This is a genomic window from Cryobacterium breve, assembly GCF_004402375.1.
GTDB classification, from domain to species: Bacteria; Actinomycetota; Actinomycetes; order Actinomycetales; family Microbacteriaceae; genus Cryobacterium; species Cryobacterium breve.
In genome coordinates this window covers 1-17,010 of the sequence record NZ_SOGJ01000033.1, presented here as the reverse complement: position 1 = coordinate 17,010, position 17,010 = coordinate 1, and the positions used below count along the sequence as shown (strand labels likewise).

The 17,010-nt window shown below is 67.5% G+C and carries 15 protein-coding genes; 11 read left to right on the top strand and 4 right to left on the bottom strand.

Annotated features, from left to right (window positions below; genetic code table 11):
* Window positions 1-49: 49 nt before the first annotated feature.
* The gene (locus E3O65_RS14570) at window positions 50-1,123 is read right to left on the bottom strand and encodes an alkene reductase (protein ID WP_134364455.1); all 1,074 of its coding nucleotides are present in this window, start codon (window positions 1,121-1,123) and stop codon (window positions 50-52) included.
* A gap of 163 nt (window positions 1,124-1,286) precedes the next feature.
* Here E3O65_RS14570 and E3O65_RS14565 point away from each other — a divergent pair, with 163 nt between their 5' ends.
* Entirely contained in the window at window positions 1,287-2,303 is a 1,017-nt protein-coding gene (locus E3O65_RS14565; RefSeq protein WP_134364454.1) for an alpha/beta fold hydrolase, read from the top strand.
* Here the strand turns inward: E3O65_RS14565 and E3O65_RS14560 are convergent.
* Window positions 2,191-2,640: an SDR family NAD(P)-dependent oxidoreductase gene (locus E3O65_RS14560; protein ID WP_277870458.1), complete on the bottom strand. Its 450-nt coding sequence runs from the start codon at window positions 2,638-2,640 to the stop codon at window positions 2,191-2,193. The genes E3O65_RS14565 and E3O65_RS14560 overlap by 113 nt on opposite strands.
* On the opposite strand from E3O65_RS14560, the gene E3O65_RS14555 reads away from it, so the two are divergent.
* Both E3O65_RS14555 and E3O65_RS14550 read left to right on the top strand, forming a co-directional pair.
* Window positions 2,614-3,240 (top strand): TetR/AcrR family transcriptional regulator, encoded by a 627-nt coding sequence (locus tag E3O65_RS14555; RefSeq protein WP_277870777.1) that lies wholly within the window; start codon window positions 2,614-2,616, stop codon window positions 3,238-3,240. The genes E3O65_RS14560 and E3O65_RS14555 overlap by 27 nt on opposite strands.
* A 111-nt stretch (window positions 3,241-3,351) precedes the next feature.
* A complete protein-coding gene (locus E3O65_RS14550; RefSeq protein ID WP_241972782.1) occupies window positions 3,352-3,756 on the top strand; it encodes a DUF7882 family protein in 405 nt (134 codons plus the stop codon).
* 12 nt (window positions 3,757-3,768) lie between these two features.
* Here the strand turns inward: E3O65_RS14550 and E3O65_RS14545 are convergent, their stop codons facing one another.
* Window positions 3,769-4,620 carry a carbon-nitrogen hydrolase family protein gene (locus E3O65_RS14545; protein WP_134364451.1) on the bottom strand — a complete coding sequence of 284 codons (852 nt, stop codon included), beginning with the start codon at window positions 4,618-4,620 and terminating at the stop codon, window positions 3,769-3,771.
* A gap of 193 nt (window positions 4,621-4,813) precedes the next feature.
* Here E3O65_RS14545 and E3O65_RS14540 point away from each other — a divergent pair, with 193 nt between their 5' ends.
* From E3O65_RS14540 to adhE, 8 genes are all read left to right on the top strand, one after another.
* Window positions 4,814-6,319, top strand: a complete 1,506-nt coding sequence (locus tag E3O65_RS14540; RefSeq protein WP_134364450.1) for a glycosyltransferase family 39 protein — start codon at window positions 4,814-4,816, stop codon at window positions 6,317-6,319.
* Between the two features lie 4 nt (window positions 6,320-6,323).
* The gene (locus E3O65_RS14535) at window positions 6,324-7,079 is read left to right on the top strand and encodes a polyprenol monophosphomannose synthase (protein ID WP_134364449.1); all 756 of its coding nucleotides are present in this window, start codon (window positions 6,324-6,326) and stop codon (window positions 7,077-7,079) included.
* 119 nt (window positions 7,080-7,198) lie between these two features.
* Window positions 7,199-7,900 (top strand): NUDIX hydrolase, encoded by a 702-nt coding sequence (locus E3O65_RS14530; RefSeq protein ID WP_134364448.1) that lies wholly within the window; start codon window positions 7,199-7,201, stop codon window positions 7,898-7,900.
* A 106-nt stretch (window positions 7,901-8,006) separates the two neighbouring features.
* A complete protein-coding gene (gene nadA, locus E3O65_RS14525) occupies window positions 8,007-9,317 on the top strand; it encodes a quinolinate synthase NadA (protein WP_134364447.1) in 1,311 nt (436 codons plus the stop codon).
* A gap of 2 nt (window positions 9,318-9,319) precedes the next feature.
* Window positions 9,320-10,990, top strand: a complete 1,671-nt coding sequence (nadB, locus tag E3O65_RS14520) for an L-aspartate oxidase (RefSeq protein WP_134364446.1) — start codon at window positions 9,320-9,322, stop codon at window positions 10,988-10,990.
* Window positions 10,984-11,844: a carboxylating nicotinate-nucleotide diphosphorylase gene (nadC, locus tag E3O65_RS14515; RefSeq protein WP_134364445.1), complete on the top strand. Its 861-nt coding sequence runs from the start codon at window positions 10,984-10,986 to the stop codon at window positions 11,842-11,844. Before nadB ends, nadC begins: the two co-directional genes overlap by 7 nt.
* A gap of 11 nt (window positions 11,845-11,855) precedes the next feature.
* Window positions 11,856-13,001 (top strand): cysteine desulfurase family protein, encoded by a 1,146-nt coding sequence (locus tag E3O65_RS14510; RefSeq protein ID WP_134364456.1) that lies wholly within the window; start codon window positions 11,856-11,858, stop codon window positions 12,999-13,001.
* A gap of 256 nt (window positions 13,002-13,257) precedes the next feature.
* Window positions 13,258-15,981 (top strand): bifunctional acetaldehyde-CoA/alcohol dehydrogenase, encoded by a 2,724-nt coding sequence (adhE, locus tag E3O65_RS14505; protein WP_134364444.1) that lies wholly within the window; start codon window positions 13,258-13,260, stop codon window positions 15,979-15,981.
* 112 nt (window positions 15,982-16,093) lie between these two features.
* Here adhE and E3O65_RS14500 read toward each other — a convergent pair whose 3' ends face one another.
* The gene (locus E3O65_RS14500) at window positions 16,094-16,825 is read right to left on the bottom strand and encodes a maleylpyruvate isomerase family mycothiol-dependent enzyme (RefSeq protein WP_134364443.1); all 732 of its coding nucleotides are present in this window, start codon (window positions 16,823-16,825) and stop codon (window positions 16,094-16,096) included.
* Window positions 16,826-17,010: the final 185 nt, after the last annotated feature.

Genomic DNA, 17,010 nt, shown 5'->3' with positions numbered 1-17,010 from the left:
GGCGGGGCGGGCCGGCGGGGCGGGCCGGCGGGGCGGGCCGGCGGCCGGCCTAGTGCGCCAGGGCTGGGTAGTCGGTGTAGCCCTCGGCTCCGGCACCATAGAAGGTGAGCGGGTCGGGTGCGTTCAGAGGCAGATCCTTGAGCCAGCGGGCCACCAGATCGGGGTTGGCGATCACGGCACGGCCGACGACGACCGCATCGGCCAGATCGTCGGCGATGATGGCCATCGCTTCGTCCCGGGCGGTGACCTCGCCGAAGCCGCTGTTGATCAGGAACGGCCCGCCGAAGCGGGTGCGCAGCTGCTGCACGAGTTCGCCGGCCGGCTCGCGGTGCAGGACGCTCAGGTAGGCCAGACCCAGCGGCGCGAGCGCGTCGGCCAGGGCACCGTAGGTGGCCAGCACATCGACGGCATCCGTTTCGAGCGCGTCCTGGATGTTGTGCTCCGGGGAGACACGGATGCCTACGCGGCCGGCACCGATGGCCTCGGCCACCGCGGTGACGACCTCCACCACGAGGCGCGCGCGGTTCTCCGGCGAGCCGCCGTACATGTCGTCGCGCCGGTTGGATGCCGGGGACAGGAATTCGTGCAGCAGGTAGCCGTTCGCGGAGTGAATCTCGACACCGTCGAGTCCGGCGGCGATGGCGTTGCGGGACGCCTGGACGAAGTCCGCGATCACGCCGGGGAGTTCATCCGTCGTGAGAGCATGCGGCACCGGGTAGTCGGCCCTGCCCTCGTAGGTGCGGGTCTCGCCCGCGATCGCGATGGCGCTGGGAGCCACAACCTCTCGGCCGCCGTTCGTGCCCTCGTGGGTGACGCGCCCGGCATGCATCACCTGGGCGACCAGACGTCCACCGGCGGAGTGCACGGCGTCGGCCACGTTGGCCCAGCCGGCGATCTGCTCGGGAGTGACCAGGCCGGGCTGGCCAGGGAACCCCTGGCCGGCGTGGCTGGGGTAGGTGCCCTCGGTCACGATCAGTCCGAGAGAGGCGCGCTGCCTGTAGTGCTCCACGACGAGGGGGCCGGGCACCCCTTCGACGCCGGAACGCACCCGGGTGAGCGGCGCCATAACGAGCCGGTTGGGCAGTTGCAGGTCACCGAGGGTCAGCGGGGAGAAAAGATTCACGAATAACTCTTTCTATGGGGCAGGGGTGCCATCGGGACGCATGCGCCGCCTCCGGCCTGGGGAAGCAGGTTCCCCCTGTCGGCAACGGCACTGCTCCCCCAGGTATTCCGTTCCGCAGCTGACAGCGGCCAATCCACAGCCGCGGCCGTGACGAACCACAACCATGAGCATCCTCGCCGAGACCAGGCAGACCACGCCGCCGCGGGCCCTTCCGGGCCGGGTCGCCCCGGCGCAGGGGCCGCCGGTCCGCGACTGCTACTGCCCGTTCCCGATGACGAACGACGCCCGCGGTCTTCGTCTCACGACGAGTTCCATGCGCCTGAGCCGGGCCACGGTCTCGGTGCGGCACGGCCGCCGTACCGGCAGCGATACGGCCACGATCCTCCTGCACGGCGCCGCCGGGTCGTGGACCACATGGACACCGCTGCTGACGGCGGCTGATTCTTGTGGCCTCGCCCTGGCCGACCTGGTCATCCCCGACCTGCCCGGCTGGGGTGATTCGCCATTCCCGGCCGATGGACCCTCCCGCTCCATCGAGGCGACCGCGGCAGTCGTCGCCGAGATCGCCCGAGCGCTCGGCTACACGTCCTGGACCGTGATCGGCCATTCCCTCGGCGGGTTCGTCGCCCTCGAATTGGCGGCGAGCGAAACCCAGGCGACCGTGTCCGTCGGGCTCGTCTCGGCGACGACCTATTCGGTCATCGACACCGTGCGGCACCCGGTCGCGCGCTGCGCCGTGCTCCCCGGGTACGGTGCCCTGCTGACAGTGATGAGAGCCCTTAGCGGGGTCGGACGCGTCGGGGACGGCCTGATCCGCCTGCTTCACCGCACCAACCTGCTGCGCCTTCTGGCGGCACCCCTCTTCCATCGGCCACGGCTCGTGCACGCGAGCGTGGTCGACGCGCTCGCCACCGAGTTGCGCCCGCAAGCCTTCGCCGTGGCATCCGCTCTCGCCGGCGGCTACGACGCCGATCGCTTGTGGTCCAGGATCCAATGCAAAGTGCGCGCGGTGCAGGGCGACACCGACATCTTCGTCGCGGCGACGGATGCTGCGCGACTCCACGCGGTCATCCCCGGCTTCGAGCACACCACCGTGCACGGCTCCGGGCATTTCGCGCACGTGGAGCAACCCTTCGCCACGCTGCGGCACCTACTCCCGGGTCTTCGACGGTCGCATTAGCGAGCCCTCTGGCCGGTTCCGGCTTCGCCCCACGGCGGAGGGGAATCTCAACCATGTTCACGTCGAGGCAATTGGTCATCGACGTTTCAATGAATCCCGGGTGGATCGAGTTGACCCGGATGCCGAGCGGCGCCACGTCGAGGGCGACCGACTTGGTGATCACGCGAACGCCGAACTTGGACGCGACGCAGGCGTGCAGGCCGGCGCTGCCCAGCAGCCCTTCGACCGAGGAGACGTTGACGATCGATCCACCGCCCCGCCGGGACAGGGCCGGGATGGCGGCGCGCATTCCGAGGAACGTTCCCGTGAGATTGATCGCCAGGGTACGGGTCCACACATCGATCGGGAAGTTCTCGACCGGGGCCGCGAGCGGGGCTACTCGGCCGTGACCATCCAGGACATCGCCGACCGGGCGGATATCGCCATCGGCACCCTCTTTTGCTATGCCGCGTCGAAGGCGGAGCTGCTCTTGATGGTCTTCAACGACGACTGGCGCCGCAGTCTGCATCCCGAATCCGCTTCGACCAGCCTCGACCCGCGCACCCGGATCATGGCCCTGCTGGGGCCGTTGGTGGCCGCCGGCGCTCGCCACCGTGAAAACACGGCCGTCTACCAGCGCGAGATCCTGTTCGGCGAACCGGGGGCTTACCGATCCGAGGCACTGGCCCTGGTCGACCAGCTGGAACAGGCGATCGGCACGGCGCTCCTCAGCTTCGACGGCAGAACCCCAGGCGCCGAGCGCCTCCGGCCCGAAACGGATACGACGCTGGCGGCCCGCAGCGTGTTCTCGGTGCTGCACATGGAACTGATCCGTTCGAGTATCGGACGCTCGGTGGCGGCGGACCTGCACCGGGTTCTCAGCGTCGAGTTCGAGCTGGTGCTGCACGGTCTCCTGCAGTCGACCGACTCTCAGCAGGGGGCGATCACGGCGGCGTGACGGATTCCCTTGTCAACCGCCATCAATACGACCAAACTGAGAATAAGTCTTGAGTAGGTCACTCCCTGCGGGCAGCCTGCTGCACGGCCCTATCGATTGAGAGCGACGCGCATGGGTTCGTTGACGTATGACAGAGTCACGGTCGAATTCGACGATCGGATCTTGGCCCATCTCCAGATCGTGATCGTGCAAAAACTCCGCCGGGGCGAAAGTTTCCTGCTCTCCTGGCGCAACGCCGCCGAAGCCGGGAACGGTCGCAGCTCCGCCTGGCTGCATCCAGCCATCCCCCTCTATTTCAAGTTCTCCGGCGGCCAGCCGCCCAGTATCAACCCGCTCTGGCTCGCCCAGCTGACCCGCTCCGCCAACAGCTCGCAGGGTTTGGTCGCCACGGGAGAGGAACGGGCAATGGCCGAACCCGAACGGCCGGAACGGTCCGAGCGGAGTCAACGTCCCGATCAAAAATTCACAGTGCGAGCCGCGCCCGCCTCGCAGGACACCATCGCCACCGACCTCTGATCAACGGTCCGGTCAGCGCGGAACGACGGCGAAGCGGCGCAGGGCCAGAGCGGGATTGCGGGCGCGTACGGATTCCAGGCGGTCTATCGCCACCCAGGCGACCGCGACATCCGTGGTCTCGCCGATCGTGACGAGTTCCACGCCCATCGGGTCGACCACCAGACTGTTGCCGACCCCGACCGGTGGCGCGTGGTCGGCCGCGGCCACGTAGACCGTATTCTCCAGTGCCCGCGCGGTCAGCAAGGTTCGCCAGTGCTGTTCCTTCAATGGACCGCGCACCCATTCCGCTGGCACCAGCACGAGCTCGGCCCCCACATCGACCAGGCGTCGCGTCACCTCCGGAAAACGGATGTCATAACAGGTCTGCATTCCCACCCGTATACCCGCCACGTCGAACGTCTCGGGTTCCTGAACCGGTCCGGCCAACACCCAGTCAGACTCCCGGTCGCCGAACGCGTCGTAGAGGTGCATCTTGCGGTACTTCGCGACCAGGCGTCCGGCCGGGTCCAGGGCGACGAGCGTGTTGGAGAACCGGTTCGGGTCGTCGGTCGTCTCCAACATCCCGGCCACGATGTGCACGCCCAGGTCGGCGGCGAGCGCCCCCACGGCCGCGACGAAAGACCCCGCGAGCGGTTCGGACGCCGCGGCGAAGGACGGGCCCATCACCGGCTCGAAGAATGCGGAGTACTCGGGAAAGACGACCAGACCGGCGCCGCGGGCGGCGGCAGTCTCGGCGAGCGTACGCATGGCGGCGAGGTTGACGGCTTGCTCCGGACCGGGCGCGAACTGGGCCACTGCCACACCCAGCGGCTGGGCGCCAGGATGGATGCCGGTGGGAGCGCGGAACACGCAGGGATCGATCATGGCGCCAGCCTAGCCGCCGCCGAAGGCGACGAACCAGCGCGCGGCGTCCGTGCCCGTCTGCCCGTCGGCCCCGCACGAACCCGGCGCCTGGGTATCAGGGTTCAGGGAGGTGGCCTAACGTATATGCGTGTCCTCCCCGTCTGCGGTTTCCCGCCTCGCTCGCCCCGAGACGCCAAACCTTCCCCTGCGTCGAATGAGTGGGCTGGCCTCGCTGCTCGGCCTGTTCGGCTTTCTCGTGTCGGTGGCCGGATCGTGGAAGCCGTCGTTCTGGGGCGACGAGGCGGCCAGCGTCATGTCGGCGGAACGGTCCATCCCGGGACTGCTCTCACTGCTTGGGAACGTCGATGCCGTGCATGGCGCCTACTATTTCGTTCTGCACGCCTGGATCGACGTGTTCGGCTCCTCGGAGCTGTCGACCCGGGCCTTGAGCGCACTGGCCGTGGGCGTCGCGACGGCCGGAACGTTCGTGCTGGCCCGTACTCTGATCTCCACACGGGTCGGAGTGATCGCTGCCCTCGTCTTCGCGGTGCTCCCCCGGGTCACTTATATGGGGGCGGAAGCCCGCTCGGCCGCCGTCGCCACGGCGGTGGCCGTCTGGGCGACCGTACTGCTGGTGCACCTGCTGCGCAGCCGGGAAAAGGATGCCGGCACGCGGTTCGCGCTCTGGGCCGGCTATGCCGTGTTGCTGGCCGTCGGGATCTACTTCTTCCTCTACGTGCTGCTCCTGGTGCCCGCTCTCGGCCTCGCCGCGCTGCTGCTGGCGCCGAAGGAACGCGGCAGGATGGCGAGCCTGCGCGCCTGGGCACTGGCGACTGTCACCGGCCTCGCCCTGGCCGCACCCGTGATGCTGGCCAGCGTCGAGCAGCGCGAGCAGATCGCCTTCATCGGACGCCGCCCCCCGATCGCGGTTCTGACCGCCGCGGTCTACCAGTGGTTCGGCAACACGCCCCTGGCAGTTCTGGCCTGGGGTCTGGTTCTCCTGGCCGTCCTCCTGGTGTTCGCCGGCCTGGTCGTCAGGGGCCGGGGACGGGTCGCCGCGCCGACCGTGGAACCGGCGATCCCGGCCACCCGCGCCGCGCTGGCAGTGATGCTGGCCTGGATGATCGTGCCGAGCGCAGCGCTCCTGGTCGGCACGCAGCTCATCACGCCGATGTACTCGCTGCGGTACCTGTCGGTCTGCACACCGGCCGTAGCGATCGCCATCGCCGTGGGTATCGCCTGCTTGCGGCCGCGCTGGACTCAAACCGTGGCCCTCGTGCTCATCGCGGCGTTGGCCATGCCCAGCTACCTCGACCAGCGCGGAGAATTCGGCAAGAACTACGGTGCCGACCTGCGTCAGGCGGCCGAGGTCGTGCGGGCCGGCGCCCTGCCCGGCGATGCGGTCGTGTTCGATGAGAGCGTGCGCCCGTCGCGGAAACCCCGGCTTGCCCTGCACGTCTACCCGGAAGCGTTCACGGGTCTGAACGACATCACCCTGGACCGCTCCTTCGACACGACCGACGGCCTCTGGGACGTGACGCTGCCTCTGGCCGACGTCACCGACCGGCTCACCGGCACCGACCGGGTTTGGGTGCTCCAGATCGAGGGCAGCGGGGAGAATAGACGGGGGGACGACATCCGCAGCCTGCAGCAGCTCGGCTTCACGGTCACGTCGTCGACAATGCTGAAACGCACGCTCATCATCGAAATGGCAAGGTAGCTCCATGGCCCGGACTCTGATCATCATCCCGACCTACAACGAACGTGACAACATCGCGTCGACGGTGGGTCGGGTGCGGGCCAGCGTGCCGGCGGGCGACGTGCTCGTCGTGGACGACTCCTCTCCCGATGGCACGGGACATCTGGCCGACGCGCTGGCCGCCGCGGATTCCCAGGTTCACACGCTGCACCGCACCCGGAAGAACGGTCTCGGCGCCGCCTACCTCGAAGCGTTCACCTGGGGTCTGTCCCGCGGCTACGACCAATTGGTTCAGCTCGACGCGGACGGGTCCCACCTCCCCGAGCAACTGTCGACTCTGCTGGCGGCAGCGGATTCGGCCGACGTGGTGCTCGGCTCACGTTGGGTGTCCGGCGGCGCGGTGGAGAATTGGCCCTGGCACCGTCGTCTGCTGTCCAAGGGCGGGTCCGTCTACTCGCGGATTCTGCTGCGCCTGCGCCAGCGCGACGTCACCGGCGGCTACCGCGTCTACTCCGCCCACGCGTTGGAGCATATGGACCTCTCCACCGTCGACAGCCTGGGCTACTGCTTCCAGATCGACATGCTGTTGCGGGCGGTTCGATCCAGACTCACGGTGGTCGAGGTTCCGATCACGTTCGTGGAACGCACCCTCGGTTCCTCGAAAATGAACGGCTCGATCGTGGCCGAGGCGATGGCCCGGGTCACGATCTGGGGCCTCACCGGCAGGAACGCCCGCCGCGCTGCCGTTCTCGCACCGGCATCCGTGCAGCGTGGCCACTGACCATGACCTCACAGACCAACCGGCCGCACCGTGGGCCGGTCCTCTACACGTGACTTCTGGTCAGCGTGACTATAAGATGGATCCATTCAGTTAGAGTCACATTGACCTTTACTTAGTGGATGGCGCGGATGAACGGACAGAGTGGTGCGGCCCTCGCCGTTTCGACGGTCATCTTCGCCCTGCGGCCGGATCCCGACTCGGGATTCTCGACCCTGTGGCTGCCGCTCGTGCGCCGCACCCGCGATCCGTACCTCGGTCAGTGGGCCTTGCCGGGAGGTGGACTGCCGGCCGACGAGGAACTGGCCGGTGCCGCCGCACGCACGCTGCGGGAAACCACCGGGCTCACCCCCAAATACCTCGAACAGCTTTACACCTTCGGTGATCCGGGCCGCTCCCCCGGCGGCCGGGTGGTCTCGGTGGTCTACTGGGCGTTGGTGGAATCGGGCGAGGCCGCGCTGGCGGTCGTGGATGAGAACGTGCAGTGGTTCCCGGCAGACCACCTGCCGCCGCTGGCCTTCGACCACAACCGAATTGTCGAGTACGCCCTCTGGCGCCTGCGCACCAAAGTCGAGTACTCCCGCATCGCGCACGCCTTCCTGGGCGAGACGTTCACGCTCGCGCAGCTTCGCGAAGTGCACGAGGCCGTGCTGCAGAAGGCTCTCGACCCAGCCAACTTTCGGCGCACGATCGAATCGTCGGGCACCGTCGTCGACACCGGCCAACGCGTCGCCGGCGTGCCGCACCGCCCGCCTCGCCTGTACCACTACAACGACTCCGTGCACGCGGCCGATCCGGGCGCACTCGAGCCGGCCATCGGCTGAGCATGACAACTGGACACCCCTTTTTTCCACACGGCTATTCTGAACATCGCTTTTCTGAACATCGCTTTTCTGAACATCGCTTTTCTGAACATCGAGGAGTTACCGCATGACCATCGCATCGGTTGACCAGACCATCCGACTCATCAGCACGGGAGCGGCCGCCGGAAGCACCTGCAGCCCCGACCTGGTCACCGCGCCCTGGGAGTTCGATTCCGGCACGCCAGGCTACGGACCTGGGGCGTCGATGGGTGACATCATCCCCACCGGTTCACCGCGGCAGGGTGAACTGCCCGAGGTCTACCGTCACGCGTCGACGGCGGAACTCGGTGACCGCATCCGTGCCGCCAAGGCCACGCTCGGCGACCGGGCGGTGGTTCTCGGTCACTTCTACCAGCGCGACGAGGTGCTGGAGCACGCGGACTTCGTGGGCGACTCCTTTCAACTCGCGCAAGCCACCAAGAGCAGGCCCGATGCCGAGGCGATCATCTTCTGCGGCGTGCATTTCATGGCCGAGACCGCCGACCTGCTCTCGACACCGGATCAGGCTGTCATCCTGCCCAACCTCGCGGCCGGCTGTTCCATGGCCGACATGGCCGACATCGACTCGGTCACCGACTGCTGGGAACAGCTCGAGGACCTCTACGGCACCGAGCAGGGCGCCGACGGCCGTGTACCCGTGATCCCGGTCACCTATATGAACTCCTCGGCCGCGCTCAAGGCGTTCTGCGGGGAGCACGGCGGCATCGTCTGCACCTCTTCGAACGCCGAAACCGTGCTCGAGTGGGCCTTCGAACGCGGCGAGCGCGTGCTCTTCTTCCCCGACCAACACCTCGGCCGCAACACCGCCAAGGCCATGGGGGTGCCCCTCGAGCGGATGCCGATGTGGAACCCGCGCAAGGCCCTGGGCGGCAACACCAGCGCGGAACTCGAATCCGCCCAGGTCGTTCTGTGGCACGGATTCTGTAGTGTGCACAAGCGCTTCACGGTGGACCAGATCACCGTGGCGCGCCAGGAGCACCCCGGCGTGCGCGTGATCGTGCATCCGGAATGCCCGATGAGCGTGGTCGACGCCGCCGACTCCTACGGCTCCACGGACTTCATCAAAAAGGCCATCGAGGCAGCCCCGGCTGGAACCACGTTCGCCATCGGCACCGAGATCAATCTCGTGAAGCGCCTCGCCGCGCAGCACCCGGAGCACACCATCTTCTGCCTCGACCCCGTGGTCTGCCCCTGCTCGACCATGTACCGGATCCACTCCGGGTATCTGGCCTGGGTGCTTGAGGCGCTGGTCGGCACGGCCGAGCGTGCACCCGAAATTTTGAACCGCATTCAGGTGCCCCAGGATGTCGCCGGGAATGCCCGAATCGCGCTCGAACGGATGCTCGCCGCGAAGCCGCCCGTCTCGCGCGGAGCCTGACCGTGACTCACGTGCTCGTCGTGGGCAGCGGACTGGCCGGACTCATCGCCGCAGTTCGGGCAACGGATGCCGGCCATCAGGTCACGCTCGTCACGAAAGTGGGCCTGCCGGACAGCAATACCCGCTACGCCCAGGGCGGGATCGCCGCGGCCATGTTCCCTGACGACTCGGTCGAATCCCACGTTCAGGACACCCTGCGAGCCGGGGCCGGACTCTGCGACCCCGTCGCGGTGCGCGTGCTCTGCTCCGAGGGGCCCGCCCGGGTGCGCGACCTGATCCGATTCGGAGTCGATTTCGACCGCGACGAATCAGGCGTGACCCGGGGACTCGAGGCAGCCCACTCACGGTCGCGGGTGCTACACGCCGGCGGGGACGCCACCGGTGCCGCCATCGAAGCAGCCCTGGTGGCGACGGTGCGGGATCGTGCCGCCCGATCGCTACGACACTCCGGCGCCCATCTGAGCATCCTGGAACACACCATGCTGGTGGACCTACTCGTGCGGGACGGCCGCGTGACCGGTGCCGTCCTGCTCGGGCCCGACGAGGTTCTCACCCCGACGAGCGCCGACACGGTGATCCTGGCGACCGGCGGGGCCGGCGAGCTGTTCCCGCACACCACGAACCCCGCCCTGGCGACGGGCGACGGGGTCGCGGCCGCGTGGCGCGCCGGGGCATCCGTTTCCGATCTCGAGTTCTATCAGTTCCACCCGACAGCGCTCGCTGTTCCCGGCACCCCGCTGGTGTCCGAAGCGGTGCGCGGGGAAGGTGCCGTGCTGCGAAACTCCGCCGGCCACCGCTTCATGCTTGACGTGCACGCCGACGGCGAGCTCGCCCCACGCGACGTGGTAGCCAGAGGAATCGCCCGGGAGATGGAGAAGCAGGGTGGTACGCCGGTGCGTCTGGACGCCACCGGGCTCGGCCGGGAGCTGCTCGAGCGACGATTCCCGACCATCACAGCGGCCTGCCTCGCTGCGGGCCTGGACTGGGCCGTCGAATCGATCCCAGTCGCCCCTGCCGCGCACTACTGGATGGGCGGTGTGCTCACCGATATCTGGGGCCGCAGCAGCCTGCCCGGCCTGTTCGCCGTGGGGGAAGTCGCTCGCACAGGCGCGCACGGCGCCAACCGATTGGCCTCCAACTCACTGTTGGAAGCGGCCGTGTTCGCCGACCGGGCGGTGCGCGCGCTACGCCTGCCGGTTCCGGTCGCGGCGACGACGGTCGCCACGGGCCAGGTCTCGACGGGTTCGACGGGCTCGATCACCGTGGGCCAGGTCTCCTCGGAGTCGGGCACCGGGGGCAGGGAAGCCGTGCAGCAGTTGATGTGGGAGTGCGCCGGAGTGCTGCGGAGTGGGGAGAAACTGGCCGCCGCATCCGTCACCTTGGCCGACTGGACCATCCGGGTCCAGGAGCCCGACAGCACCGCTGCCCTGAATATGCGAGTGCGGGCATATGAAGACGCCAACCTGCTCGACCTGGCTCGGGTGACTGTTGCCTCGGCCCTGGCCCGGGAGGAGTCACGCGGCGCCCACCATCGCTCGGACCATCCCGACAGCCGCGCCGAGCTCGCCCGCTCGGTCGTCTGGTGCCGCGGCACCGGAGACACCGTGACCGAGATGCACAGCACCCTGAATCTGGACCACCTCACCGAGGCCGAGGAGGCCATCGCATGCTGACCACGAATGCCATCGACACCGTCGTGCGCGCCGCACTCGAGGAAGACGCCCCCTGGGGGGACTTGACCTCGCAGGTACTCATCCCCGCCGAGGCCGACGCGACTGCCGAGCTCGTTGCGCGCGAAGCCGGCGTATTCAGCGGCGGGGCCGTGTTCGCTGCGGCCTTCCGGCTGACCGACCCGCGCATCGTCGTGCGAATGCTGGTGACCGACGGCGCTGCGTTCGCGGCCGGCGACGCCCTCGCCGAGGTGTCGGGGCCCGCCCGCGGCATCCTGCAGGCCGAACGCATCGGGCTGAACTTCGTTCAGCGGATGAGCGGAATCGCCACTCTGACCGCGCTCTACGTCGCCGAGGTCGAGGGCACCCGGGCCCGCATCGTCGACACCCGAAAGACCACTCCCGGACTGCGCGTTCTGGAACGCGCCGCCGTGCGGGACGGCGGCGGCCACAACCACCGTTTCAGCCTCTCCGACGCGGTCATGGCCAAGGACAACCATCTCGCCGTACTCACCGCCGGCGGCCTGGACCTCACCGAGGCGCTGCGCCAGGTGCGGGACCGCATCTCGCACACCACGCATCTCGAGGTCGAGGTGGACCGGATCGATCAGATCGAGTCCGTTCTCGCCGCCGACGTCGACACGATCATGCTCGATAACTTCTCGCTCGACGATCTGCGCGAGGGCGTGCGCCTCACGAACGGCAGGGCCCTCGTGGAGGCCAGTGGCGGCGTCTCCCTGACGACCGTGCGCGGTATCGCCGCAACGGGGGTCGACGTAATCTCGGTCGGGGCCATCACGCACAGCGTGCGCTCACTCGACCTCGGACTCGACGTCGTGATCCTCTCCGAGGGCTGACCGGGCTCGTGATGATCTACCTCGACAACGCCGCGACCACCCCGGTGCGCCGGGAGGTGCTCGAGGTGCTTTGGCAGCAGCTTGCGGGCCGGTTCGGCAACCCGTCGAGCCACCACCGGGTGGGTGAGGCCGCGGCCGCCGCCCTGGCGGAGGCGCGGGCCACGGTCGCGGCCGTGCTCGGCTGCCGCCCAGCAGACGTGGTGTTCACGACCGGCGGCACCGAGGGCGACAACCTTGCCATCAAAGGCATCGCCCTCGGCGCACCGCGGGGGCGCCACCTCATCACCACGGCGATTGAGCACGAGGCAGTGCTCGAATCCTGCGACTATCTGCGCCGCCTGCACGGTTTCGAGGTCACCTTCCTCGACACGGATGCCTCTGGGCGAGTCGACCCGGAACAGCTGCGCACCAGCCTGCGCGCCGACACCACCCTCGTTTCGGTGCAGTACGCCAACAACGAGGTCGGCACCCTCCAGCCGCTTGCCGAACTCGTGGCCATCGCACACACGGCCCGGGTGCCGTTCCACACGGACGCCGTGCAGGCTGCGGGCTGGCTACCGGTCAACGTCGGAACACTCGGCGTGGACGCGCTGAGTATCTCCGGCCACAAGCTCGGCGCACCTGGTGGCACCGGCGCCCTCTTCCTGCGCAGGCGGATCGCCGTCGAACCGGTCCTGCACGGCGGCGGCCAAGAGCGCGGGCGCCGCAGCGGCACGGAGAACGTGGCCGGGGCCCTGGCATTGGCCACGGCGCTACGCCTTGCCGAGGCGGAACGCACGGAGGCCGCTCCCCGCGTCTCCGCTCTGCGCGACGCCTTCATTGCCACGGTGCTGGCCGGCACGCCGTCCGCCCGCCTCACCGGGCACCCGACTCTGCGCCTGCCCGGCACCGCCTCATTCGTCTTCCCTGGCACGAGTGGCGAGGCGGTGCTGCTCGAACTCGAAGCCCGCGGCATCGTCTGCTCGAGCGGGTCCGCCTGTGCGGCAGGCAGCGACGAGCCGTCACCTGTGCTGACTGCCCTGGGGTACCCGGCCGAGGTCGCCCAGACCGCCGTGCGGTTCACACTCGCCTCCACGACCACGGCAGCGGATGCGACGCACGCCGCCGCATCCGTTCAGACGGCCGTGGCCACCGTGCGCGGTCTCGGCCGAAGCTGACCGCCACGCGCGTGATTGCGCGTGGGTCGCGCGCGCGTGCGCACGCGCGCGAACGGCGGACGGAATCGAGTTGTCAGACAATTTGCGAAGGAATCGTTCCGCCCAACGAAGTTGCCTCCGATCAGCACATCCATTGCCGGGCATCGGCCTCAGGAGGTCGAAATGCGCATCCCCTAACGTGCGGCCATCTGGCTGGAGTCGTAAGGTTATAGACAAGAGGCGATAAGCCCAAGTTGGGCCGCCAAAAAGGGACACAATGACAATAATCGACAAACCAGTCACCGAGTCACTTGCTACTCAAATTGACTCCCTGGTTAAAGCCGCTCAGGTCGCGCTTCTGGATTACGCGAACTTCACACAAGAGCAGATCGACCACATCGTCAAGAAAGCCTCGGTCGCCGCACTCAGCAAACACGCCGAGCTGGCTGTTCACGCTGTAGCCGAAACCGGCCGCGGTGTCTTCGAGGACAAGGCAGTTAAGAATCTCTTCGCATGCGAGCACGTTACGAACTCGATGCAAAACCTTAAGACCGTCGGCGTTATCAGCCGAGATGACATTACCGGAATTACAGAAATCGCCGAACCGGTCGGTGTTATTTGTGGTGTGACCCCCGTCACGAACCCCACCTCCACCGCAATCTTCAAGTCGCTCATCGCGCTGAAGACCCGCAACCCGATCGTCTTCGGTTTCCACCCGGGCGCACAGCAGTCCTCCGTGGCCGCAGCGCGCGTCGTGCGCGATGCCGCCATCCTCGCCGGAGCACCGGCCAACTGCATCCAGTGGGTCGAGACGCCGTCCCTCGAGGCAACCAGCCTTCTGATGAACCACCCGGGCGTCGCGACCATCCTCGCCACCGGTGGCAACGCCATGGTGCGGGCCGCGTACTCCTGTGGCAAGCCGGCCCTCGGCGTCGGAGCCGGTAACGTTCCCGCCTTCATCGAAAAGAGCGCCAAGCTCAAGCGCGCCATCAACGACGTCGTGCTCTCCAAGTCCTTCGACTACGGCATGATATGCGCCTCGGAGCAGGCCGTCATCATCGAAGAGCCTCTCTACGCCGAGGCAATGGCCGAGTTCAAGATCCTGCACACCTACCTGGTCACGCCGGCAGAGAAGCTCCTCCTCGAGGACTACATCTTCGGAGTCCAGGCAAACTCGACCAACTGCGGCGAGGCCAAGCTCAACGCAGCCGTCGTCGGCAAGTCGCCGGTGTGGATCGCCCAGCAGGCCGGATTCACCGTCCCGGCGGACACGTCGATCATCCTGGTCGAGGTCTCCGGAGTGGGGCCGCACGAGCCGATGACCCGCGAAAAGCTGGCCCCCGTTCTCGCCGTTCTCCACGCCAAGGACGCTGAAGAGGGCATCTCGCTCTCCGAGCAGATGGTTGAATTCGACGGCCTCGGCCACTCGGGCTCCATCCACAGCGAGAACCCGGCCATCATCGAAGAGTTCGGAACCCGCGTCAAGGCGGTCCGGATCATCACCAACGCGCCCAGTTCGCTCGGTGGCATCGGTGACATCTACAACGCGTTCATCCCGTCGCTGACGCTCGGCTGTGGCTCGTACGGACACAACTCCGTGTCGAACAACGTCTCCGCGATCAACCTCATCAATGTCAAGCGCATCGGCAGAAGGAACAACAACTTGCAGTGGTTCAAGGTCCCCGCCAAGACTTACTTCGAGCCGAACGCCATCCGTTACCTGGCGGACATGCGCAACGTGGAGCGCGTCACGATCGTGACTGACTCGACCATGACCCGCCTCGGATTCGTCGACAAAATCCTCGATATCCTGAACCGTCGCGAGGGGCGCGTCGCGCTGCAGATCATCGACAACGTGCTGCCCGAGCCGACCGTTGCCGCGGTCGAAAAGGGTGCCGCCGAGATGCGCGCCTTCAAGCCTGACACGATCATCGCCCTCGGTGGCGGCTCGCCGATGGATGCCGCGAAGGTCATGTGGTTGCTGTATGAGCACCCCGAAATCGAATTCTCCGACATGAAGGAGAAGTTCTTCGACGTTCGCAAGCGCGCGTTCAAGTTCCCTGACCTGGGCGAACTGGCCAAGCTCGTCTGCATCCCGACAACCTCGGGCACCGGTTCGGAAATGACCCCGTTCGCCGTGATCACCGACGAGGTCACCGGAGTCAAGTACCCGCTCGCGGACTACGCACTCCTGCCGACCGTCGCGATCATCGACCCCGTGCTCACCTCGATGATGCCGTCGTTCCTGGTTGCCGACTCGGGCTTCGACGCTCTCACGCACGCCACCGAGGCATACGTCTCCGTCTACGCGAACGACTTCACCGACGGACTCTGCCTGCACGCCATCAAGCTGATCTTCGAGAACATCGTGACCAGCGTCAACGGCACGACCGCCAGCACCGACGGCGAGGTCATCAAGGCCCGCGAGAAGATGCACAACGCCTCTTCGATCGCCGGCATGGCGTTCGGTAACGCGTTCCTGGGTATTTGTCACGCGATGGCTCACGTCACCGGCGCGCAGCTGCACCTGATCCACGGCCGCGTCAACGCGACCTACCTGCCGCACGTGATCCGGTACAACGGCCTCATCCCGACCAAGCTGACCAGCTGGCCCAAGTACGAGAGCTACGTCGCCCCGGAGCGGTTCCAGCAGATCGCGAAGCACCTCGGTCTCCCGGCGTCGACCCCGGCGGAGGGCGTCGAGTCCTACGCTCTGGCCGTCGAGAAGCTCCGCGAGCAGGCCGGCATCAAGCCGTCCTTCCAGGCACAGGGTGTGCCGGAGGAAGACTTCATCAGCCGCCTCGACAGCCTTGCCATGGGCGCTTACGGCGACCAGTGCGCACCGGCCAACCCGCGGATGCCGATGCTCGAGGACATGCGCACCATCATGGAGGCCGCGTACTACGGCACCTCCTTCAACGAGGTCCGCGCCGGTCGCGCGGCAATCGAAGCAGTGGCACCGGCCGAGGAGAAGAAGTCGGCCCGCAAGGCAGGCAAGTAGTCTTCACCGCCTGAATGAATGAGGAACGGCCCTGTACCACCAGGTGCGGGGCCGTTCTGCATGTTGCGGCCGTTCTGCATGTTGCGGCCGCACTGCGGCAACCGTTGCCGGATCAGAGCCAGCGCGGCGCCACGGGGGTCTCCCCCGTGCTGGACACCACTCCATTACTGCCCCGGCCCGCTGCCCAGGCGGCGAGTTCGGCGAGGGACCCGGTGACGTGCGCGACGGCTGTCGCACTGCCGTAGCTTTCATTCGCCGAATCGGTGGCGGTGAGCCGGTAGCCTGCGTCACCACGGGCCGTCCAGACTTCGACGATATCGCGGAGAAGCCTCGTGAGGACCTCCCCGGGAAGATCCTCAAAGTCGGCGCCGTGATTGAGGTCAACAGCGTGGATCCACACCTCGCGGGCGCGCATCCAGATGCTGTCCCGCAGCGGAATGGTGGCACCCTGTCCGTTTCGCACCGAGGCGGACCAGCGGTTGACCGGCAAACTCTGCCACCGGTGGTCGAGGTCGGCGGCCGAGCCGGCCCAGGATTCACGGAGCGCGTCAGGGCTGAGGATGCTGCCGGCCGCGATCTCGGCGTTCCGCGCCTCCAGTGAGGCGTACATCACAGTCTCGATGCCGGTGTCGGCCCACTGTGCCAGCCTTCCCAGCGCTCGGGCGTTGGAGGCGACGTGCGCGACCACCTGTCTGCGGGCCCAGCCCGGCAGCAGCGAGTCGCCGTCAAGTTCGTCGTCGGTGAGCGCGTGGAGTTCCCGGTCGAAGAATTCGGTGCCCCGCCGCGCAAGGGCCAGGGTCGATTGCCGGGTGGACACATCGAATGCCTCGCGGGGTGTGATCATGGGGCTCCTGTCCTCGGACAACCTGGGCCTCCACGGTACGCGACGACGGAGGACTACTCGTGGCTCCGGGCGATGTTTTTGCGTCCGATGGCGTCCGTCATTCGGGTGCGGGATTTCGTGATGCTCCGCCATGTGCGGGCCCCGGTCTCGAGCCAGGGTGGGGCCATGATCTGCACGGCACCGCG